This window comes from Fusicatenibacter faecihominis, assembly GCF_020686945.1.
Taxonomy (GTDB): domain Bacteria; phylum Bacillota; class Clostridia; order Lachnospirales; family Lachnospiraceae; genus Limivivens; species Limivivens faecihominis.
In genome coordinates this window covers 42,899-65,111 of record NZ_JAJEPR010000014.1, presented here as the reverse complement: position 1 = coordinate 65,111, position 22,213 = coordinate 42,899, and the positions used below count along the sequence as shown (strand labels likewise).

The 22,213-nt window shown below is 51.0% G+C and carries 18 protein-coding genes and 1 tRNA gene; 15 read left to right on the top strand and 4 right to left on the bottom strand.

The annotated features are described in order from the left end of the window. Positions 1-87 precede the first annotated feature (87 nt). The 5 genes from LKD71_RS09795 to LKD71_RS09775 all read left to right on the top strand — a co-directional run bounded on the left by LKD71_RS09795 (position 88) and on the right by LKD71_RS09775 (position 3,050). On the top strand, positions 88-858 hold the full coding sequence (locus LKD71_RS09795; RefSeq protein WP_227615269.1) for a nitroreductase family protein: 771 nt from the start codon (positions 88-90) through the stop codon (positions 856-858). A 105-nt stretch (positions 859-963) separates the two neighbouring features. Then, positions 964-1,036, top strand: a tRNA-Gly gene (locus LKD71_RS09790). A gap of 190 nt (positions 1,037-1,226) precedes the next feature. Continuing rightward, positions 1,227-1,988, top strand: a complete 762-nt coding sequence (locus LKD71_RS09785) for a histidine phosphatase family protein (RefSeq protein WP_178045855.1) — start codon at positions 1,227-1,229, stop codon at positions 1,986-1,988. A gap of 1 nt (position 1,989) precedes the next feature. Next, positions 1,990-2,355 (top strand): CidA/LrgA family protein, encoded by a 366-nt coding sequence (locus tag LKD71_RS09780; RefSeq protein ID WP_178045854.1) that lies wholly within the window; start codon positions 1,990-1,992, stop codon positions 2,353-2,355. Then, positions 2,355-3,050 carry an LrgB family protein gene (locus LKD71_RS09775; RefSeq protein WP_178045853.1) on the top strand — a complete coding sequence of 232 codons (696 nt, stop codon included), beginning with the start codon at positions 2,355-2,357 and terminating at the stop codon, positions 3,048-3,050. Before LKD71_RS09780 ends, LKD71_RS09775 begins: the two co-directional genes overlap by 1 nt. A gap of 159 nt (positions 3,051-3,209) precedes the next feature. Here the strand turns inward: LKD71_RS09775 and gdhA are convergent, their stop codons facing one another. Beyond that, the gene (gene gdhA / locus LKD71_RS09770; RefSeq protein WP_178045852.1) at positions 3,210-4,544 is read right to left on the bottom strand and encodes an NADP-specific glutamate dehydrogenase; all 1,335 of its coding nucleotides are present in this window, start codon (positions 4,542-4,544) and stop codon (positions 3,210-3,212) included. A gap of 328 nt (positions 4,545-4,872) precedes the next feature. Between gdhA and LKD71_RS09765 the strand changes: the two genes are divergently transcribed. The 5 genes from LKD71_RS09765 to LKD71_RS09745 all read left to right on the top strand — a co-directional run bounded on the left by LKD71_RS09765 (position 4,873) and on the right by LKD71_RS09745 (position 12,652). After that, positions 4,873-7,860: an HAD-IC family P-type ATPase gene (locus LKD71_RS09765; protein ID WP_227615268.1), complete on the top strand. Its 2,988-nt coding sequence runs from the start codon at positions 4,873-4,875 to the stop codon at positions 7,858-7,860. A 51-nt stretch (positions 7,861-7,911) separates the two neighbouring features. Continuing rightward, a complete protein-coding gene (locus LKD71_RS09760; RefSeq protein WP_227615267.1) occupies positions 7,912-8,808 on the top strand; it encodes an N-acetylmuramoyl-L-alanine amidase in 897 nt (298 codons plus the stop codon). A 95-nt stretch (positions 8,809-8,903) separates the two neighbouring features. Next, the gene (locus LKD71_RS09755) at positions 8,904-10,331 is read left to right on the top strand and encodes a L,D-transpeptidase family protein (protein ID WP_227615266.1); all 1,428 of its coding nucleotides are present in this window, start codon (positions 8,904-8,906) and stop codon (positions 10,329-10,331) included. A 236-nt stretch (positions 10,332-10,567) separates the two neighbouring features. Continuing rightward, entirely contained in the window at positions 10,568-11,620 is a 1,053-nt protein-coding gene (gene mutY, locus LKD71_RS09750) for an A/G-specific adenine glycosylase (RefSeq protein WP_227615265.1), read from the top strand. Positions 11,621-11,632: 12 nt separating this feature from the next. Beyond that, a complete protein-coding gene (locus LKD71_RS09745) occupies positions 11,633-12,652 on the top strand; it encodes a glycosyltransferase (protein WP_227615264.1) in 1,020 nt (339 codons plus the stop codon). A 70-nt stretch (positions 12,653-12,722) separates the two neighbouring features. Here LKD71_RS09745 and LKD71_RS09740 read toward each other — a convergent pair whose 3' ends face one another. After that, the gene (locus LKD71_RS09740; protein WP_227615263.1) at positions 12,723-13,640 is read right to left on the bottom strand and encodes a diacylglycerol/lipid kinase family protein; all 918 of its coding nucleotides are present in this window, start codon (positions 13,638-13,640) and stop codon (positions 12,723-12,725) included. 155 nt (positions 13,641-13,795) lie between these two features. Here LKD71_RS09740 and LKD71_RS09735 point away from each other — a divergent pair, with 155 nt between their 5' ends. Continuing rightward, on the top strand, positions 13,796-15,463 hold the full coding sequence (locus LKD71_RS09735; protein WP_178045462.1) for a glutamine--tRNA ligase/YqeY domain fusion protein: 1,668 nt from the start codon (positions 13,796-13,798) through the stop codon (positions 15,461-15,463). Positions 15,464-15,466: 3 nt separating this feature from the next. Continuing rightward, a complete protein-coding gene (gene pdxR / locus LKD71_RS09730) occupies positions 15,467-16,861 on the top strand; it encodes a MocR-like pyridoxine biosynthesis transcription factor PdxR (protein WP_227615262.1) in 1,395 nt (464 codons plus the stop codon). 66 nt (positions 16,862-16,927) lie between these two features. Here pdxR and LKD71_RS09725 read toward each other — a convergent pair whose 3' ends face one another. Continuing rightward, a complete protein-coding gene (locus LKD71_RS09725) occupies positions 16,928-17,365 on the bottom strand; it encodes a hypothetical protein (RefSeq protein ID WP_227615261.1) in 438 nt (145 codons plus the stop codon). A 143-nt stretch (positions 17,366-17,508) separates the two neighbouring features. Further along, positions 17,509-18,120 carry a YdcF family protein gene (locus LKD71_RS09720; protein WP_227615260.1) on the bottom strand — a complete coding sequence of 204 codons (612 nt, stop codon included), beginning with the start codon at positions 18,118-18,120 and terminating at the stop codon, positions 17,509-17,511. 201 nt (positions 18,121-18,321) lie between these two features. Here LKD71_RS09720 and LKD71_RS09715 point away from each other — a divergent pair, with 201 nt between their 5' ends. The 3 genes from LKD71_RS09715 to xylB all read left to right on the top strand — a co-directional run bounded on the left by LKD71_RS09715 (position 18,322) and on the right by xylB (position 22,124). Further along, positions 18,322-18,942, top strand: a complete 621-nt coding sequence (locus tag LKD71_RS09715; protein WP_227615259.1) for a DUF4867 family protein — start codon at positions 18,322-18,324, stop codon at positions 18,940-18,942. A gap of 27 nt (positions 18,943-18,969) precedes the next feature. Next, a complete protein-coding gene (locus LKD71_RS09710) occupies positions 18,970-20,454 on the top strand; it encodes an L-fucose/L-arabinose isomerase family protein (protein ID WP_178045467.1) in 1,485 nt (494 codons plus the stop codon). 200 nt (positions 20,455-20,654) lie between these two features. Next, the gene (xylB, locus tag LKD71_RS09705) at positions 20,655-22,124 is read left to right on the top strand and encodes a xylulokinase (protein ID WP_227615258.1); all 1,470 of its coding nucleotides are present in this window, start codon (positions 20,655-20,657) and stop codon (positions 22,122-22,124) included. Positions 22,125-22,213 lie beyond the last annotated feature (89 nt).

The following is a 22,213-nucleotide window of genomic DNA, read 5'->3' as shown; positions in this document are numbered from 1 at the left end:
TTAAGATTTTTTAAAATTGCCCCGTATGGCTTGTAAAATAAAAAAAGTATGTTACAATTATATTACAAAACAATAACGGAGCGTATTATGAATTTATATGAAGCGATTTATGCAAGACGGTCCGTCCGGAATTATCGGATGGAACCTCTGGACGATACGATTTTAAAAGGGATTCCGGACTTTTTAAATGAAGTAGAGCCGCTGTTTCCGGATATACGCACAGAGATCCGAATTGTGAATCGCTGTACGGAGAAGGAGAAGATCGGTGGCTTCTGCAATGTGAAGGCGCCCTACTATGTGGCACTCTATTCGGAATCGAAGGAAAAAAGTGATATGAACGCAGGCTTTCTCATGGAGCAGCTGTCCCTTTACCTGGAGACCAGGGGCATAGGGAGCTGCTTTGTGGGAATGGCGAAGCGTCGGGATAAGGAGCTGGAGGCAGAAGGACTTTTTCTGAAGATCGTTCTTGCTTTCGGTCTTCCGAAGGAAACGGACAGAAACCGTGACAGGGAACCCAAGCGCATTGCCATGGATGATCTTTGTGTCTACAAGGAACAGCCCAAGGCCTGGGTGAAGGAGATGCTGGAAGCAGCCCGTCTGGCCCCTTCGAGTACGAACAGCCAGCCCTGGCGGTTTGTGGTCTACGAGAACCGGATTCATGTGTTTTCTAAGAAGCCTCTGGATGAAAAGAGCCTTCTCAATCCTTTTACGGAGCTGAATTTCGGAATCATGCTGGCCAATGTGATGGTGGCGGCAGAGGAGGTCTGGGTGGACCTGGATCTCATCAAGCTGAACAACATCACCCACAAATCCATCCCGAATAATCAGTATGTTATCAGTATTTTATTAAAACCATAAATTTTTGAAAAAGTTTAAAAAACTGCTTGACATTCTGAAAATCCCATGCTATTATATACCTGTGCTTGAGGGAAAGCAAAGAACCTCAGAGAAAAGCACAGAAATGCGCGAGTGGCTCAGTTGGTGGAGCGCGACCTTGCCAAGGTCGAGGCCGCGGGTTCGAGTCCCGTCTCGCGCTTTTTTTATGCCTTGAAATCAGTGGAAATACGGTTTCAGGGCATATTTTTTGTGCCAGAGAAGGCTGTTTGCAGGATTCTTTATGGCAACCATGCAGAATTGTTATTTTTCAAGAAAAGGGGTTTGTGATAAGATAGAAAAGATGACTGCCCAAGAGCAGCTGAGTTTAGGAGAAAAGAGGTAAAGAACAAATGAAACTGTTGTTGATCCGACACGGGGATCCCGATTATACGATCGATTCCCTTACAGAGAAAGGTCATCGGGAAGCACAGCTTCTGGCGGAAAAAATGAAAAATGTTCCGGTGAAGGATTTCTATGTATCCCCGCTGGGACGGGCAAGGGCGACTGCGGACTACACCCTGAAAAAAGTAGGAAGAAAAGCTACGGTGCTGGACTGGATGGAAGAGTTTCCGGCATTTTTGAATCCCCAGGAGTCCCAGGGACTGAAAAATGCTTATGGAACCCATAAAAACAACCAGAACCGTGTGATCTGGGATATGGTGCCGGAATACTGGACCAATCATCCGGAGTTCTGCACGAAAGACGGCTGGAGAAGTACAGAGGCGGCTCAGATGAGCAATATGCCGACACTCTATGACCGGGTAGCGAAGGGGCTGGACGAGCTTCTGGCTTCTCATGGATATCACAGAGAAGGAAATATGTATCGTACAGAAAAGGGAAACGAGGACACGATCGCTCTTTACTGCCACTTCGGCGTGAGCTGCGTCATGTTGTCCTATCTCTGGGGAATTTCACCCTTTATTCTGTGGCATTCCCTGATGATGGCTCCGACCTCTGTGACAGAGCTTGTGACGGAGGAGAGAGAAGAGGGAAAGGTATTTTTCCGTGCCACCCGCATCGGGGATATCTCTCATCTTTATGCAGGTGGCGAGGAGCCTGCCTTCGCAGGACGTTTCTGCGAAACTTATGACAAGTGGGAGGAAAGACATTAAAATGAAACTGCTTTATGAATTTGGCGTAATTATGGCTGTGACTTTCCTGGGCGAGATCTGTCATGCGGTTCTGCCGTTTCCGATCCCGGCCAGCATTTACGGTCTTCTTCTGATGCTTTTTGCATTGTGTACGAAGATTATCAAACTGGAACAGGTGAAGGTGGCCGGCGATTTCCTGCTGGATATCATGCCGCCCATGTTCATTCCTGCGGGCGTTGGCCTTCTGACGGCGTGGCCGGATCTTAAACCGGTGCTGGTGCCGGTGCTCGTGATCACCGTGGTTGTGACCGTGTTTGTCATGGTTGTGACAGGACGGGTATCTCAGAGGGTGATCTGGATGACAAAAGAGAAAGAGGAGGAGAAGTGATGGCCAGTTTTTTTGAGGAATCCTTATTTTTTGGTATGGCAGTGAGCCTGATCGCCTACGGCCTGGGCCTGCTTCTGAAGAAAAAGCTGAAATGGGCATTTTTAAATCCCCTGCTTCTCTCGATCATCGTTGTGATCCTTTTTCTGCAGGTACTCCATGTGGACTATGAGACCTATAACAGCACAGCCCAGTATTTAAGCTATCTTCTGACACCGGCTACGGTCTGCCTGGCCATTCCGCTCTATCAGCAGCTGAAGCTCTTAAAAGAGAATCTGCTGGCTGTGGTTCTGGGGATCGTCTCTGGCGTCATTGCCAGCATGGGAGGCATCTTCGTGCTGGCTCTGGCCTTTGGACTCAACCATGAGCAGTATGTGACCCTTCTTCCGAAGTCCATCACGACTGCAATAGGAATGGGCGTTTCCGAGGAGCTTCACGGCATCACGACGATTACGGTTGCCGTTATCATTGTCACCGGTGTACTGGGAAATGTGATCGCGGAGCTGGTCTTCAAGATCTTCCGGATTCAGGAGCCCATCGCCAAAGGCCTGGCCCTTGGAACCTCCGCCCATGCCATCGGCACTTCCAAAGCCCTGGAACTCGGCGAGGTGGAAGGAGCCATGAGCAGCCTTTCGATTGCGGTGGCCGGTATTCTGACTGTGGTCGGAGCGTCGGTCTTCGCGAATCTGATTCCGTAAGGATTTCATAGGAATAAAAAGAACCATGCTTAAGGAATGTTTCCGGGCATGGTTTTTTCTTTTTGCTTTAAGGCAAAGAAAAAGCCCTCTGCTATGCTTTTCAGCGATAGCAAAGGGCTTTATTAGGGGGATCAATTTTTAATGGCTGTCTTTTTTATATTAGCAAATGCCCTGTGCGTTCATCGCATTGACAACTTTCTCGAAGCCTGCGATGTTAGCGCCTGCAACATAGTTTCCTTTCATGCCGTATTTCTCGGCTGCATCTGAAATGTTGTGGCAGATGGTAACCATGATCTGCTGAAGTTTTGCGTCAACCTCATCGAAGGTCCAGCTCAGACGCTCACTGTTCTGGGACATCTCCAGAGCGGAAGTAGCAACGCCGCCGGCGTTGGCTGCTTTGCCCGGTGCGAAGATGATGCCGTTCTCCTGGAGATACTGGGTAGCTTCCAGAGTGGTCGGCATGTTAGCGCCCTCGCAGACTGCGATGGTACCGTTGGCTTTCAGAGCCTTGGCATCATCAAGCAGCAGTTCGTTCTGGGTAGCGCAGGGCAGAGCCAGATCGCATTTTACGCTCCATACGCCTCTTCCCTCGTGGTACTCAGAGTTCGGACGATAGTTCTTGTACTCGGTAAGACGGGCTCTCTTAACCTCTTTGATCTCTTTGACTGCTGCAACGTCGATTCCGTCCGGATCGTAAATCCAGCCGGTGGAATCGCTCATGGTCAGGACTTTCACGCCCATCTCGGTTGCTTTCTCGGCTGCGTAGATAGCTACGTTTCCGGCACCGGAGATGCAGGCTGTCTTTCCGGCGATGTCAATGCCGTTCAGTTTCAGCAGCTCTCTGGTGAAGTAGAGAAGACCGTAGCCGGTAGCCTCTGTTCTTGCGAGGGATCCGCCGTAGGTCAGGCCTTTTCCGGTGAGAACGCCTTCGTACAGGTTGCGGATTCTCTTATACTGACCGAAGAGATAACCGATCTCACGTCCGCCTACGCCGATATCACCGGCCGGAACGTCGGTATCTGCTCCGATGTGTTTGCAAAGCTCGGTCATGAAGCTCTGGCAGAAAGCCATAATCTCACGATCAGATTTACCCTTCGGGTCGAAGTCGGAGCCGCCTTTGCCGCCGCCGATGGGAAGACCGGTCAGGGAGTTTTTAAATACCTGCTCAAAGCCCAGGAATTTGATAATGCTTAAGGTTACAGAAGGATGGAAGCGAAGACCTCCCTTGTACGGACCGATGGCGCTGTTGAACTGTACGCGGTATCCGTTGTTTACCTGAACCTGTCCCTTGTCATCTACCCAGGGAACACGGAACATGATGATACGCTCCGGAGTGGTCAGACGCTCCAGAAGAGCATCTCTACGATAAGCTTCCTCGTTGGCTTCAATCACTACACGGAGAGATTCGAGAACCTCTTTAACGGCCTGGTGAAATTCAGGCTGGGAGGGATTCTGTGCTACTACTCTTTCAATGGTTTCATCTACATAAGACATTTTCTTTTCCTCCTTTATCGTGCTAAAGCACCTTGCCACATTATAGCAGAAGACCTCGAAAACGACAAGAAAACATTTTGTATGACTGTGATTCAGATATGAATGATTAAGAGGGGATTCATTCTGTAAATGAATCCTTAAAAGCCAGATCGAAAGAATTTCAAAAGAAACATCCCATAAATCACCAAGGTTTCCTTTGCAAAGATTAAGGTTTCATAAAATCCCCGGCTAGGGTTGCCAATTACTGGGATTTGTATTAGAATCAAAGGATAAAAAGCTGGTTTTTTTCAATAATGTAAAGAAAGGAAAAAATCGAAAGAAGGGGAAAATGACTGATATCAAAGAGGCTCTTTTTGACAAGGAGCCGGAAAAAAGGGAAGGATCCGGGGAAAAGGATCCGGATATGGAGCCTCTGTTTGGGCAGGGGAGTGAAGAACCGGCCGGAGAAGAGATAAAGCCGGCGGAGGTTCCGGAAGCAGAGTCACAGAAGGAAGAACAGGAAACCTCCGAAAAGTCAGAAACGCAAAATATAGAGTCAGCTTCAGATGTGGAGACTCTTTCTGAGGAACCGAAGGAGCTACTTCCAGAGGATTCACCTGAGGAAGCCTCCGAGGAACCTCCGAAAAAGAAAGGTTTCTTCTCGAGATTCAAAAGAAAGAAAGAAAATCCGGAACCGGAAGCCTCCGAAAAACCGGACGACACCGCTTCGTCAGAAGTTTCCAATACTTCTGGCACAGAACCGGGCACAACTTCCGAAACTGCTGACCAGTCCCAGGACGAAGCTTCTGATGAAAAGCCGGAGAAGAAGAAATTCACTTTTTCTCTTCCATTTAAGAAGAAGCCCGAGCCGGAGGAACCGGAGGAGGAGCCTTATGTGGAAATCCCGGTTTATTCTGATGCGGAGAAGAAAGCCGAGCTGGAGGCCAGGGAGAAGCTGGAGAATGGCACTTACGTCTACAAAGGCCTTACCGAGGCCGAGGTGGAAAACCAGGTCCATATGGGCAGGGTGAACCAGACCGGAGAGAGTATTTTCAAGACGAATAAGGAGATCATCCGGGACCACACGCTGACCTATTTCAACTTTCTGAATCTGTTTTTAGGAATCTTGATTCTGGTATCCGGCCAGTTTAAGAACATCACCTTCATGGGTGTCATCATCGTCAACACGCTGATCGGTATCGTTCAGGAGATGAAGGTCAAGAAACTGGTGGACAGGCTGGCGGTGATCACAGCTTCCAAAGCCACGGTAATCCGCGGGGGCGAGGTAAAGGAAATTGATATTCATGACGTGGTTGTAAAGGACACGATGGTCCTTGCCACAGGCAATCAGGTCTGCGCGGATGCCATCGTCATGGAGTCCGACGGTATGGAAGTTAACGAATCCATGCTGACCGGCGAGTCCAGGCCGGTGAAGAAAAAAGCCGGCGACCGGCTGATGTCCGGAAGCTTCCTGACAGCCGGAAGCGGCGTGGTTCAGGTTGAATATGTGGGCGAGGACAGCTACGCTTACCAGCTCATGAAAAAGGCCAAGACCAAAAAACGTGCCAGCTCTGAGATGCAGCGCACAATCAACCGCATCATCAAAGTGGTCGGCGTACTCATCGTTCCGATCGGCATCATGCTTTACCTTTCCCAGAGCAATGCGGGAACCGGCTTCTCCGACTGTCTGGTAGGAACCGTGGCGGGCGTCATCGGAATGATTCCCGAGGGACTGGTGCTTCTGACCAGTATCTCCTTTATCCTCGGCGTAGGCCGGCTGGCGAGAAAACGTGCCCTGGTTCAGGAGATGGAGGCCATCGAAGCTCTGGCCCGGGTAAATGTGCTCTGTCTTGACAAGACCGGCACCATCACCACCGGAAAACTTGAGGTGGTGGACGTCATTGGCGTGAACGATACGGAGAAAGAACGGGTGGAGGCTGTGATGAATGAGATGGCCTTTGCCTTTGACGATGTGAACAACACTCAGGATGCCCTGATGAAGTATTTCAAGAAGAGCAGCCGCTGGCGTTCGCTGGAGAAGATTCCTTTCTCCTCCGACCGGAAATACCGGGCGATCCGTTATGATCAGGAAGGCTGTTTCGTCCTCGGAGCGCCGGAATTTCTCCTCAGAGAGGAAGACCGGGAGATTCTTCTCAAGGCCGAGTCCTATGCGGCCGAGGGCTTACGGGTTCTGCTTCTCGCTTCCTGTGACACGATCACTGTAGAGGACGGTACGGTCTGGGGTGTAAGCCCCATGGGACTGATCATCATTTCTGACTGTATCCGTGAGGAAGCGCCAGAGATCTTCAATTACTTTGCTTCACAGAATGTAAATATCAAAGTCATCTCCGGAGACAATCCGGCGACGGTTTCCCAGATTGCCCTGAAAGCGGGCTTGAATGGAGCCGAGCATTATATCGACGCCAACGAGCTTCCGGAAGATTTTGAGGAGCTGAAAAAAGTTGTGGGCGATTACACCGTTTACGGCCGGGTGAAACCGGAGCAGAAGCAGAACATCGTCCGGGCTTACCAGGCAAACAAGGCGGTAGTCGGCATGGTGGGCGACGGTGTCAACGACGTCCTTGCCCTGAAAGATGCAGACTGCGGTATCGCCATGGCGGCGGGCAGCGATGCGGCCAAGCAGGTGGCTCATATCGTTCTTCTGGATTCGGATTTCTCCTGCCTGAAGAACATCGTCAGCGAGGGCCGTACAATTATCGCCAACATCGAGCGTGTGAGCTCCCTGTACCTGACGAAGACGATCTATTCCGTGATCCTCTGCGTACTCTTTATTCTCCTCGCCCGGGAATATCCTTTTATTCCCATCCAGCTTTCCTGGATCAGCGCCATGGCCATCGGTGTGCCGAGTTTTCTTCTGACGCTGGAGCAGAACGAGAGCGTGGACGGCGGCGGTTTCCTGAGGCATGTTTTGAGGATTGCCTTACCACAGGCTTTGTCCATGGTGGTGTGTCTTCTGACGATTCAGGTGCTGACACCCTTCTGGAATAACGATCCGACCATGACCTATATGTTTAATCTTCTGGTGGGCGGCACCGTAAGCTTTATGGTGGTAATTGAGGTCTGCAGGCCGATGAACTGGATCAGACGGACAATGACTGTGATTCTTATCTGTCTGTTTGCCCTTGGAATCATGCTCTTTCCGGGACTTCTCGGAATTTATTCAATTTTCCGCTGGGAATGCATCTTCACCGTTCCCATGATCTGCATGGTTCTGGTGATTTCCAAAGCTTTCACGCAGCTGGTGCTTCTGGGCTATCGGCTGAAAGACTGGGCTGCCATGAAGATCCGGGCCCTGATCGACAGAGAGAAGGTATAAATCGATTGCTCCTGCATATGCTGAAAAGAAAGGATATGCAGGAGTTTTTTTATGGCAAAAGTGGTGGTGGACGCCGGTCACGGAGGCAGCGATCCGGGAGCGGTGTATGAGGGAAGACAGGAAAAAGATGACAATCTTGCTCTTGCCCTGGCAGTGGGAAGTATCCTGGCGGAAAACGGCGTGGACGTGGTCTACACCAGGACCGACGACAGTTATGAGACGCCTTTTCAGAAGGCCCAGAAGGGCAATCAGGCCGGGGCGGATCTTTTTATCTCTATTCATAGAAATTCCAGCCCGGAAAATGACCAGTACTCCGGTGTGGAGACCCTGGTCTACGATGAGTCGGGGATAAAAAAAGCGCTGGCGGAGAATATTAACAGAGAGCTCGCCCAGGCGGGCTTTCAGAATCTCGGCATTCGGGAGCGGCCGGGCCTTGTAGTCTTAAGACGGACAAAAATGCCTGCAGCCCTCATCGAAGTGGGCTTTATCAACACCCGGGCGGACAACGAGCTTCTGGATCAGAATTTTGACGGGGTGGCCCGGGCCATTGCCGACGGCATCCTGAAAACGCTCCGGGAAAACGGCTACCTCTCGGGCGGAACCGAGAGCGCGGAGAGAGTCTACTCCGAGGACACCGCCTGGAACCGTCAGGCAGAAGCTCCTTCTGAGAATACCGCCTGGAAGAGCCAGACAGAAAATATGGCCTGGAACCGCCCCGCAAGCACCCGTTACCGCGTCCAGACAGGGGCTTTCCGGCGGGAAGAGAACGCCTGGAGCCTTTATCAGAAGCTCTTAAGACAGCGTTTTCCGGCAGAGATCGGAAAGAGCGAGGATCTCTTCCTGGTATGGGTGGGAAACTATGAGAGACTGGACAATGCGGTGAAGATGGAACAGGTCTTAAAAAGCCTGGGCTACGCCACTTATATCAGCAGAACCGATGAATCTTAATTTTATCTGAATATGAGGGAAAGAGCTTTTTCTGATACCCGGAAAATGGTATGATAGAAGACATGATAATAAAAAGGGATAAAAGGGAAGAAGACATGAGAGAAGTATTTGCAGAAGCGCCAAAAAAGAAAAAAAGCCGGTGGAAGACGGCCACGGGAATCACCTTGGTTCTGGTCTGTCTGGTCGCGGGGGTGATCTACGCCTGTGGGATCTTTTATTTTAAGGATAAATTTTTCACAGGCACCACGATCAATTCCATCGAGGCCTCCTATGACACCGTGGAGGAGGTGGAAGCGATCGTGGCCTCACAGGTGGCGAAGTACAGGCTGCTGGTCAAGGAGCGGGGCGGCAGCGAGGATACGATCCAGGCGGCGGACATCGGTTATGAGTATGCGTCCGCGGGGGAGATCAAGGGTTTTAAGGAGGATCAGAAGGCATATAAATGGCCGCTGATGCTCGTCAAGAGCTTTTCCTATGAGTTTGCGTCGGCCGCGACCTACAATGTCTCCGCGCTGAAGACAGCCATAGACGGCCTGACCTGCTTCAAACCCCAGGTGGAGAAGGCACCGGAGGATGCGAAGCTCACCTTCAACGGCACTACCTATGAGCTGAAAAAAGAGCAGCAGGGCCAGAAGGTCATCCGGGAAAAGGCGGAGGCCGTCATCAGAAAAGCCATCGAGACCGGGAAGACCACGGTAGATCTGGATGCGGAGGACTGCTATGAGAAGCCGTCGCTCACCTCCGGGGATCCGGTTCTCCGGAAAAAATATGAGCGTCTCTATCATTACACCAGCGTCCGTGTGACCTATGATTTCGGAGATCAGAAGGAGACGCTCGACGGAAGCGCAATCAACAACTGGCTGAAGGTGGATGAGGACGGCACGGTCACGCTGGATTCCGATGCGGTGGCCGAGTATGTCTACGGTCTGGCGCAGAAATATGATACTTATGGAAAAACGAGAAGCTTTAAGACTCATGACGGCAGTACTGTGGAAGTCAGCGGCGGAGCTTACGGCTGGCTCATCGACCAGAATGCGGAAAATGAACAGCTTCTTTCTATTCTAAAGGACGGCCTTCAGGTGGAGCGGGAGCCAGTTTACGCTCAGACCGCCTCCACCAGAAGGAACTGTGACCTGGGAAATTCCTATGTGGAAGTGGATTTGAGCCGCCAGCATCTCTGGATGTACCGGGACGGCGTGGTGATTCTGGAGTGTGATTTCGTTTCCGGGGACACATCCAAGGGAAATACGACCCCTCCTGGAGTCTATTCCCTCTATTATAAGACCTCGCCTTTCGTCTTAAAGAGCGACACGCCGGGGGATTCCTACGAGACACCGGTGACTTACTGGATGCCCTTTAACGGAGGTATCGGTTTCCATGACGCCAGCTGGAGAGGGTCTTTCGGGGGAAACATTTACACCTACAGCGGTTCACACGGCTGTGTGAACATGCCCACCTGGGCGGCTGCCCAGATGTATGAAAACATCAGCGCGGGCTACCCCATTATCTGTTATTATCGGTGATGTAGTGTACTGTCTCACTCACATTTCGCATAATGACTTGCCTGAATTTTCATCTGCTGCGTTGTCGTCAATCGACGATGCCACCGCATCGCCTCATTCCTCCGTCTTGCAGAATAAAAATTCATTCGGCGTCATTATACTGAAAGTGAATGATACAGTACACTAAGCCTATTTTCCTTGACAAACGCGGGAAAATTTCACTATAATACCTCATGAAAAAACTAGGAGAAAATGATATGTTGGAACAATTGGCGGAGCCGCTGCTTTCCTGGTATGACGAGCATGCGAGGATCCTGCCCTGGCGGGAAAAGCCTACGGCCTACCGGGTCTGGGTCTCGGAGATCATGCTACAGCAGACCAGGGTGGAGGCGGTGAAGCCTTACTATGAACGTTTTATGGAAGCGCTGCCGGGGATCCGGGAGCTTGCAGCCTGTCCGGAGGAGCGCCTTTTAAAGCTCTGGGAGGGCTTAGGCTATTACAACCGGGCGCGAAATCTTAAAAAGGCGGCGGAGATTCTTGTGGAAGAGTACGAAGGAGTCATGCCGAAGGATTACGAGGCGGTTCTGGCTCTTCCGGGTATCGGTTCCTACACGGCGGGAGCGGTCCTCTCCATCGCCTATGGAAAATGCTATCCGGCGGTGGATGGAAATGTTTTGAGAGTCCTCTCCCGGGTGACGGAGGATGACCGGGATATCCTAAAGCAGTCTGTAAAAAAATCCGTGGAGACGGCGCTTCAGGCCGTGATGCCGCAGGACAGACCCGGTGCCTTTAATCAGGCTCTGATGGAGCTCGGGGCGACGGTGTGCGTGCCAAACGGACAGGCCAGATGCGAGGAGTGCCCGCTGAAAAATCTCTGCCGGGGCCACCGGGACGGCATCGAGCTGGAGTTTCCGAAGAAAGCGGCGAAAAAGCCGAGAAGAGTGGAAGAACGGACCGTGCTGGTCCTTTTAAGAGGGGACGACCGGGCCATCCGGAAACGGCCGACCAAAGGCCTTCTGTCGGGACTTTATGAGCTTCCGAATCTCTCCGGGAATCTTAGCCGGGAAGAGGTGCTGGAATATCTGAAAGAAGAAGGTTTTTCTCCGCTGCACATCCGGGAACTTCCCGGGGCAAAACATATTTTCAGCCATGTGGAATGGCAGATGACGGGCTATCAGGTCCGTCTGGAAGACAAAGAAACCGGAAAAAAGGAGCCCTTCCTTTTTGTGGAACCGGACCGGCTGGAGCAGGAATATCCCATTCCCTCCGCCTTTGCGGCCTATGTGGACTTCTTAAGAAAAAAGAAATGATTGGAGAACGATATGAAAATTTTATCTGTGGCAATTCCCTGCTACAATTCTGAAGCTTACATGAGAAAATGTATAGAATCCCTGCTTCCGGGCGGTGAGGATATCGAAATCCTCATTGTGGACGACGGTTCCAAGAAGGATAATACCGCAGCCATCGCGGATTCCTACCAGGAAAAATATCCCACGATTGTGAAAGCTATCCATCAGGAGAATGGCGGTCATGGCGAGGCTGTAAATACCGGTATCGCCAATGCCAGCGGCGTCTACTTCAAGGTGGTGGACAGCGATGACTGGGTGGATTCCGATGTCCTCTTAAAGATCATCGGCCTCTTAAAAGAACTCATCGCCGGACCTGACACAGTCGATATGTTCATCAGCAACTATATTTACGACAAAGTTGGCCAGAAGAGAAAACGGATCATGCAGTACCACTCCGCCATGCCCACAGAACGGGTATTCACCTGGGAAGAGATGGGAAACATGCGTCTGGGCCACTATATCCTTATGCATTCCGTGATCTACCGGACAGGCCTTCTGAGAGAGTGCGGTCTGAAACTGCCGAAACACACCTTCTATGTGGACAACATTTTCGTGTTCCAGCCCCTTCCCTTCGTGAAGAAGCTCTACTACCTCGATGCGGAGTTCTACCACTACTTTATCGGAAGAGAGGATCAGTCCGTCAACGAGACCATCATGATCGGCCGTATCGACCAGCAGATCCGCGTGAACAAGATCATGATTGACTTTATGGCCGGGCGGAATATCAAGGACAAACGCCTGAGAAACTATATGATGAGTTATCTGGATATCATCACAACCATTTCCTCTGTGCTGCTGCTTCGTTCCGGCACGGATGAAAACTTTGAGAAAAAGCAGGAGCTCTGGCAGTACTTAAAGAGAGCGGATCTTCGTCTCTATTATAAACTGCGCCACAGCCTCCTGGGCCGGGCCATGAACCTGCCGGGCAAGGGAGGAAGAAAAGTTTCCGTTGCCGCTTACCAGCTGACTCAGAAATTCTTCGGTTTCAACTAAAAAAGTATAACAAAAAATCAGACTGTGCAGTCCAATTTGCATAGTCTGATTTTTTGTTGGGGAAATATGACTATTCTAAAATCATGGAAAGCTTTTCCGACAGCAGCCGCCAGGTCGCTTCCATGGTTTTCCCGGGGATTTCGCCGTCCGTATGCAGGAAAAGAGGCCGTTCTGTGATAAGTGTTGCCTCTTTGAAGGTATAGATGTGGACGCCGTGGAAACGGGTGTGCTTTCCGAAGAAGGCTGTGGGAAGGAGGCACAGGATTTTGAGTTTTGGCATTTTTTCCACGAGGATCAGATCCAGCCGGTCGTCTTTGGGATCCGCTTTCGGGCAGAACTGAAAGCCGCCACCCTCGTAGGGGAGGTTCATGGCAGCGGTGAAAAACATGGCCGGAACTTCGACGACGGTCGCCTCGTCCAGAATGAGCTTTGCCTTCGGACAGTGGGAGAGGAAGAGTTCCTTTAAAGCGATGCCTGTGTAGGTGAGCTTTCCGAGATGAAGCTGATTCAGAAATTTCTTAAATCTGGAATGGAGAGCGCCCTCGCAGACTGCGGCGTCAAAGCCCAGACCGCTGCTCACGAGAAAACGCCGGGAAAAAGCCGGGGTGGAGACAGAAGCGATCCGAAGCGATTCTGTCCGGGTGGGGGAGAGGATGCGCTCCAGCGCTTTTTCGGGATCCGTTTCCAGATGAAGGCCCCGGGCCAGGTCGTTTCCGGAGCCGGAAGGAATGTAGCCGAAGGTGATATTTTCAAAATTGGCAAGGCCGTTCAGCACATCGTTCACCGTGCCGTCTCCGCCCACAGCCACGATGGTTGCCGGAGCTTTTTCCGTGCAGAGCCTTTTGACCAGATGGGCCGTGCTCTCTCTGTCCTTCGTGAAAAAAGGATGATAGTCAACGTTTCGCTCCTTTAAGACAGGCTCGATGGATTTCCAGATCAGAAGTCCTTTTCCGGAACTGGAATTGGGGTTTATAATAAAATAATACATGGGAAACTCCTTTTGTGTCAGATCGTTACAGGGGTATCATAGCATTTTTTGCCGGGGAATACAATTCATGCGTTGTTTTTTTTCAGACTTTATGGTACACTGAACTATCATGAACTTTCCAGGGCTACCCCTGGGCAATGACTGGAGGAGAAAGAATGGAGAACGAAACAGTTTCCAAAAATTTTATTGAACAGATTATAGAGAAGGATTTGGCAGAAGGAAAATATAAAGAGATCTGTACCCGGTTCCCGCCAGAGCCCAACGGATACCTTCATATCGGACATGCGAAATCCATCCTTTTAAATTATGGACTTGCACAGAAATATCACGGCAAATTCAACATGCGTTTCGACGACACCAACCCCACGAAAGAGAAAGTGGAGTTCGTGGAGTCCATCAAGGCCGACATCAAATGGCTGGGCGCCGACTGGGAGGACAGACTCTACTTCGCTTCCGATTACTTTGGAAAAATGTACGAGTATGCCATCAAGCTTATCAAAAAAGGCAAAGCCTACGTCTGCGACCTCTCTCCGGAGGAGATCCGCGAGTACAGAGGAACCCTGACTGAGCCGGGCAAAAACAGCCCCTACCGTGATCGTTCCGTGGAAGAAAACCTGGAGCTTTTCGAGAACATGAAAAACGGTAAATACCAGGACGGAGAGAAAGTGCTCCGTGCCAAGATCGATATGGCATCCCCCAACATCAACATGCGTGACCCGATCATCTACCGTGTGGCTCATATGACCCATCACCGTACCGGCGATACCTGGTGCATTTATCCGATGTATGATTTCGCTCATCCGATTGAGGATGCCATCGAGGGCGTAACCCATTCCATCTGTACGCTGGAGTTTGAGGATCACCGTCCGCTGTATGACTGGGTCGTAAAAGAGTGTGAGTTTGAGTTCCCGCCGAAGCAGATCGAGTTCGCAAAGCTCTACCTGACCAACGTCGTTACCGGTAAACGTTACATCAAACGTCTGGTTGAGGAAGGCATCGTAGACGGCTGGGACGATCCGAGACTGGTTTCTATCGCAGCCCTCAGAAGAAGAGGCTTCACACCGGAATCCATCAAGATGTTCGTAGACCTCTGCGGCGTCAGCAAAGCTCAGTCTTCCGCAGACTACGCAATGCTGGAGTACTGCATCCGTGAGGACTTAAAGACCAAGGCTCCGCGTATGATGGCAATCCTTCATCCGGTAAAGCTGGTCATCGACAACTATCCGGAAGGACAGGTTGAGTACCTGACCGCTCCGAACAATCTGGAGAACGAGGCGCTTGGAAGCCGTGAGGTTCCCTTCGGCAAAGAGCTTTACATCGAGGCTGAGGACTTCATGGAGGAGCCGCCGAAGAAATATTTCCGTCTCTTCCCGGGCAATGAGGTACGTCTTATGAACGCTTACTTTGTGACCTGCACCGGCTGCGAGAAGGACGAGAATGGCAACATCACTGTGATCCATGCCACTTACGATCCCGAGACCAAGGGCGGAAACGCACCGGACGGCAGAAAAGTAAAAGGTACCATTCATTGGGTAAATGCTTCCACCGCCATCAAGGCTGAGTGCCGTCTCTATGAGAACATCATCGATGAGAGCAAGGGTGTTTACAATGAGGACGGTTCCCTGAACCTGAATCCCAATTCTCTGACCATCGTAAAAGACTGCTATCTGGAGCCGAACTTCAAGGGTGCGAAGGCTTACGACAGCTTCCAGTTCGTGAGAAACGGTTTCTTCTGCGTGGATTCCAAGGATTCCACGGATAAAAATCTGGTGTTCAACCGGATCGTTTCCCTGAAGAGTTCCTTTAAGCTTCCCAAGGCCTAAGGCATGACGGAGCTTACCATCAGTCTGGAGACCGGCTCTGACCGGCCTCTTTACGAACAGATCTACAACCACATAAAGACTGAAATTTTAGATGGAGGGCTGCCTTTTCAGGAAAGGCTGCCCTCTACCCGTAAATTGGCCCAGTACCTCCAGGTGAGCCGGAGCACCGTGGATATGGCTTACGAGCAGCTTTTATCCGAGGGCTATATCGAATCGGCTCCCTGCCGGGGATATTTTGTCAGCGAGCTGGACGGGATCTATAAAGGCGTGGCGAAGGAGAGAGAAGAGGCCAGACCCGCTGAGGTGAAAAGGGAGCACTACCGCTTTGATTTTTCGCCTAATGGCGTGGATCTCGACAGTTTTCCGCATAATGCCTGGAGAAAATTGTCCCGGGTGGTTCTGCAGGACGACGAGAAGGAGCTTTTCATGCTGGGAGAACCCGCCGGGGAGCTGGAGCTTCGAAGCACGATTGCAGCTCATCTTCACCAGTCCCGGGGCGTCAACTGCCTGCCGGAACAGGTGGTGGTGGGGGCCGGAACCGACTATCTTCTCATGCTTTTGCAGGCAGTTTTCGGGGGGAAGCGTTCCATCGCCATGGAGAACCCTACCTATAAAAAGGCCTATCAGGTTCTTGAAAATCTGGGAAATTCCATGCAGGTCATCGATATGGACCGCTCCGGCATGAATGTGAAAAAGCTCGAGGCCTCCGGGGCGGAGATCGCCTATGTGATGCCCTCCCATCAATATCCCTTGGGAACCGTAATGCCGATCAAGCGGCGGCTGGAGCTCCTGAAATGGGCGAACGGCTCCAAGGAGCGCTACATCATCGAGGACGATTATGACAGTGAATTTCGCTATAAGGGAAAACCGATTCCGGCGCTCCAGGGCTACGACAGCCACGGAAAGGTCATTTATATCGGAACCTTTTCCAAATCCATCGCTCCTGCGATCCGTGTGAGCTACCTGGTATTGCCGGAAAAGCTTCTCAGGTGCTACAAAGAGCGGGGCACGGCTTTTTCCTCCACGGTATCGAGGGTGGATCAGCGGATCGTGGCCGGTTTCCTGAAGGAAGGCTACTATGAGCGGCATCTGAATAAGATGCGCGCGGTTTACAAAAACCGTCATGACGTGCTTCTGGAAGGGTTAAAAGAGATCCCCGGAATTGAAATTTCAGGAGAAAATGCAGGAGTCCACCTTCTGGTCCGTTTCCAGAACGGAAGAACGGAAGACGAGGCCTGCGCCCTGGCAAAAAAGGCGGGGATCCAGGTCTATGGCCTGTCCGGTTATTACGTCAGAGAAAAAGAAGAGACCCATACGGTGATCTTAGGCTATGCGAATCTCAAAGAGGAAGCCATACGGGAGGCCGTGGGGCTTTTGAAAGATGTGTGGAGAGAATAAAAAAAGTCCCGGTCAGCTGATTTTTAAATAGTCAGCGGACCGGGATTTTGTCGTCATAGATTTGTTTTATTCAGCTTCGGGAGCATCGGTTTCGTCGGATGTGGGAGCCGCTGTCTCTTCAGCAGGAGCTTCGGGGGCTTCCTCAGTGGGAACAGCCTCTTCAGGAGTTTCAGCCTCTTCTTCAGCCGGAGCCTCAGCTTTTTCCTCAGTTTCGGGTGCTTCTTCGGTCTCGTCCTCGAAAGCCTCGCTGCCTTCGCCGGCTTCCTCGGCGTGGCTGTGATCGGTGTGAATGGTCACATATTCTCTGGAAACGGGAGTATCGTCGTCGTCCTCGTCATCCTCTGTTTTATGATCGGTCAGATTGTCATCGAAATCTTCCAGATCTTCGTCATCCCAGGAGCTGTCCTGCCCTTTTTTCTTAAGAAAATAAGTAAGGGTACCGATAGCAGCGCCTGCCAGAGCACTTCCTAACAGAAGCTTGCCAAGTTTATCGTTTTTAGCCATAAGGGATCTCCTTTCTTGTTTCGAAATAATTGCTTTTATTTTAATACTTTTTTGCTGAAAAAGGAAGGGGGGAATTCAAATTTGTGTGCTTTTTGCCATAAATTTCCTTCCCGCTCACGGATATTCCTCGAAAAAACAGGTTTTCAGCGGACCGGAATGGCCGGTTCGGGATATTTTTTCAGGATTTCGTGGAACTGGCTGCCGCAGTGCTCCACCTCCTGAAGGACCAGATCGATGGTTTTCGACCGTTCAAACCAGTCCTCACGCCGGATTCCCTGGGTGACGGTGGGTGTAACCAGGATCCGGGTCTCCGGAAAAAGGGCCTGGTAATAGAGGAGGGCACGGCGGGCGTGATAGGCCTGGCAGGAGAGAAGGGCGGTCCGAACCGTGAGACCGAGGGCGTCGGTGAGATTCCTTGTATAGATAGCGTTTTCGTAGGTGAAGGTGGCCTGACGCTCCGGCAGGATGTTTTCGGCCGGGACGCCCTTTTCCATAAGAATGGCGGAGAAAAAATCAGCCTCGGTGGGAAATTCCCTGCCGCGGTATTTTTCCGGCGACCGGGCTCCGCGATAGACAGGATCGAGAATGCTGTGGCAGCCCGAAGGGATCAGAAGAGGGGCGTAACCCTGATGGAAAAGCTCTGCAGCGTGCAGGGCGATCTCTCCGCAGGGGCCGCCGGGAATGAAGATCACGTCTGCCGGTTCCGGTTCATTTTCTATAAAGATAAAATCTGTAATGGGATCAAAAAAATGCATAAGAAAAACTCCTGTTAGCTATTGTAAGCATTCAGAGCCAGACCTCGATTTCGCTGCGCTCTGAACAGTTACATTTTATCATAAAATCCGGGCCGATTCCATAGAGAGGAGCACAAAAAACAGTTGACAAACACCCCCCTTCCTTCTATACTGAAATTAAAAGTTCAGTCATTAAACTAAGTGTAAAGGAGGATTTTTCTCATGAACCTGATTCCGGTTACGGACGCAAAATTCAAAAAATACGGCCGTATCGTAAAGGATGTTGATTTCAAAGAACTAATCAAGGAGATGAAGAAGACTCCCTGTCCCGAGGACGTGATCTATGTGGCTTCTGTCCCGGAGCTGGAGGCGCTTCCTGTTTTTGATGAACTGGTGGAGCGCACTTACGGCGAGATGCCGGTACAGATCGGTTACTGCAACGGAAAAAACAAGCTTTTGAACGCGCTGGAATACCATCGTTCTTCTGAGATCGACGTGGCAGTCAGCGATCTGGTGCTGATGCTTGGAAAACGCGCAGACATCACCGAGGATTTCCAGTATGATTCTGCAAATGTGGAGGCTTTCCTGGTTCCCGCCGGAACGGCTGTGGAGGTTTTTGCCGACACCCTGCATTATGCGCCCTGCAACACCGTGGAGAGCGGTTTCCGCATGGTCGTTGTTCTTCCGAAGGGAACCAATCTGGATCTCGCGAAGAAGCACGAGAACGCAATTGACGAGGAGAAGCTGCTTTTCGGTACAAACAAATGGGTGATTGCCCATCCGGATGCAAAGATTGAAGGCGCTTTCAATGGCATCATCGGAGAAAATCTGAAACTCGATTGATTTACATACACAAGGAGGATTTTAACAATGAACAACATTCCCAAAGTAAAAGTTGGTATCGTGGCAGTGAGCCGTGACTGTTTCCCTGAGCCCCTGTCTGTAAACAGAAGAAAAGCTCTTGTGGACGCTTATGCAAAGAAATATGATGCAGCAGACATCTACGAATGTCCCGTCTGTATCGTCGAGAGCGAGATTCATATGGTTCAGGCTCTCGAGGATATCAAAAAAGCTGGTTGTAATGCCCTCTGCGTATATCTTGGAAACTTCGGACCGGAGATCGCCGAGACTCTGCTGGCAAAACATTTTGACGGACCGAAAATGTTCGTTGCAGCAGCCGAGGAGAGCGGCGACAGCCTGGTAGGCGGAAGAGGAGACGCATACTGCGGAATGCTCAACGCCAGCTACAACCTGAAACTGAGAAACACCAAAGCATACATCCCCGAGTATCCGGTGGGAGACGCTGAGGACTGCGCCGATATGATCCACGAGTTCCTGCCGATCGCAAGAGCTGTCATCGGTCTTTCCAAACTGAAAATCATCAGCTTTGGTCCCCGTCCGTTAAACTTCCTGGCCTGCAACGCACCGATTCAGCAGCTTTACAATCTGGGCGTTGAGATCGAGGAGAACTCCGAGCTGGACCTTTTCGAGGCTTACAACAAACATGCCGGCGATCCGAGAATCCCGGAGGTAGTAAAAGATATGGAGGCAGAGCTGGGCGAGGGCAATATGAAACCCGAGATCCTGCCGAAACTGGCTCAGTACGAGATCACCCTGCTTGACTGGGTAGAGGCTCACAAGGGCTATCGCGAGTATGTGACCATCGCCGGAAAATGCTGGCCTGCATTTCAGACTCAGTTCGGCTTTGTTCCCTGCTATGTAAACAGCCGTCTCACCGGAAGAGGAATCCCCGTATCCTGTGAGGTAGATATCTACGGAGCACTCAGCGAGTTCATCGGAACCTGCATCAGCGAGGATGCCGTTACCCTGCTGGATATCAACAACAGCGTTCCGAAGGATATGTACAAAGAGAGCATCGAGGGCAAATTCCCGTACACCCTGAAAGATACCTTCATGGGCTTCCACTGCGGAAATACCTGCTCCAGAAAACTGGCTTTCTGCTCTATGAAATACCAGTTCATTATGGCAAGATCCCTTCCGGAAGAGGTAACTCAGGGAACCCTCGAGGGAGATATCGCACCGGGCGACATCACTTTCTATCGTCTGCAGAGTACCGCAGACTGCAAGCTCCGCGCTTATGTGGCACAGGGCGAGGTTCTTCCGGTAGCAACCAAATCCTTCGGTTCCATCGGTATCTTCGCAATTCCGGAGATGGGAAGATTCTATCGTCATGTTCTGATCGAGAAGAACTATCCGCATCATGGAGCTGTTGCATTCGGCCATTATGGAAAAGCACTCTATGAAGTATTCAAATACATCGGGGTGGATGTAGAGGAGATCGGTTTCAATCAGCCGAAGGGCATGCTCTACAAGACAGAGAATCCCTTCGCCTGAGTATCCGGTTTACACTTTGCCTGCCGGACTTATCGACTATGAAGTAAACAGTGGATTGCAGCAATCCATCTGACAAAAGAAAAGGCCGGACTGCTTAAGATTTGTCACAGGCAGTCCGGCTTTCTTATATCAAAAAGAAGTGGCGATTCAGAAGGCTTCCCAATGGCTGTTTTTTGAATCATTACAAGAGGAGAATGATTATGTATTATATTGGAGTAGACCTTGGTACTTCCGCTGTCAAACTGCTTCTCATGGAGGCGGACGGTAGCATCAGAAATGTGGTTTCAAAGGAATATCCCTTATACTTCCCCCATCCGGGCTGGTCGGAACAAAAACCGGAGGACTGGTGGAACGCTGTGGTGGAAGGCATCCGGGAGCTGGTGCCGGAAACGGACAGAGAAAAAGTTGCCGGCCTGAGCTTCGGCGGTCAGATGCACGGTCTTGTTATGCTGGATGAAAATGACGAGGTGATCCGTCCTGCGATCCTCTGGAATGACGGAAGAACCGGAAAAGAGACAAACTACTTAAATGAAGTGATCGGAAAAGGCAAGCTTTCCGAGTACACCGCCAACATCGCTTTCGCAGGCTTTACTGCCCCGAAGATTCTCTGGGTAAAAGAGAACGAGCCGGAAAATTTTGCCCGGATCAGCAAGATCATGCTGCCGAAGGATTACCTGGCTTACCGTCTGACCGGAACCTTCTGCACGGACGTGTCCGATGCCTCCGGTATGCTGATTTTCGATGTGAAAAACAAATGCTGGTCTGAAGAGATGCTGAAGATCTGCGGCATCCGCAAAGATCAGGTGGCAAAGATTTACGAAAGCTATGAGTGCGTCGGCACGCTGAAGCCGGAAGTAGCAGCTCTCTTAAAACTGCCGGAAAGCGTCAGGGTGGCAGCGGGAGCTGGAGACAACGCAGCGGCAGCCGTGGGAACCGGAACCGTCGGCGACGGCCAGTGCAACATTTCCCTCGGAACCTCCGGAACCATTTTCGTTTCCAGTGAAGAGTTCTGCGTAGACAGCAACAATGCGCTTCACGCTTTTGCCCATGCAGACGGCAAATATCATCTTATGGGCTGCATGCTCAGCGCAGCTTCCTGTAACAAATGGTGGATGGACGAGATCATCGGCACGAAGGATTATGCAGGCGAGCAGGAGAAGATCACGAAACTTGGAGAAAATCATGTATTTTTCCTTCCTTATCTGATGGGCGAGCGTTCTCCCCACAACAATCCGGATGCCCGCGGAACCTTCATTGGCATGAGCATGGACACCACGAGAGCCGACATGACCCAGGCTGTCCTGGAAGGTGTGGCTTTCGCCATCCGTGATTCCTTCGAGATCGCCAGATCCCTCGGTATCCCCATCACCCGGACCAAGATCTGCGGCGGCGGAGCCAAGAGCCCTCTCTGGAGAAAGATCGTGGCCAACGTGCTTGGCATTCCCGTGGACATCATGAAGAGCGAGGAAGGTCCCGGCCTTGGCGGAGCCATGCTGGCAGCCGTGGCCTGCGGTGAGTACACCTCCGTTGAGGATGCCGCTTCCCACATCGTCAAAATTGTGGACACCGTAGAACCCGATCCCGACCTTGTAAAGAAATACGATGAAAAATACCGGAAATTCGCAAAAATTTACCCGGCACTGAAAGATATCTATTCAGAGATCATCTGAAATTAAAGAGTGACAGACCAGCTATAGCGGAGACACGGCGGCTGGTCTGTTTTAGTATTGGAGCTTCGATTGACTGCATATTGCAAAAT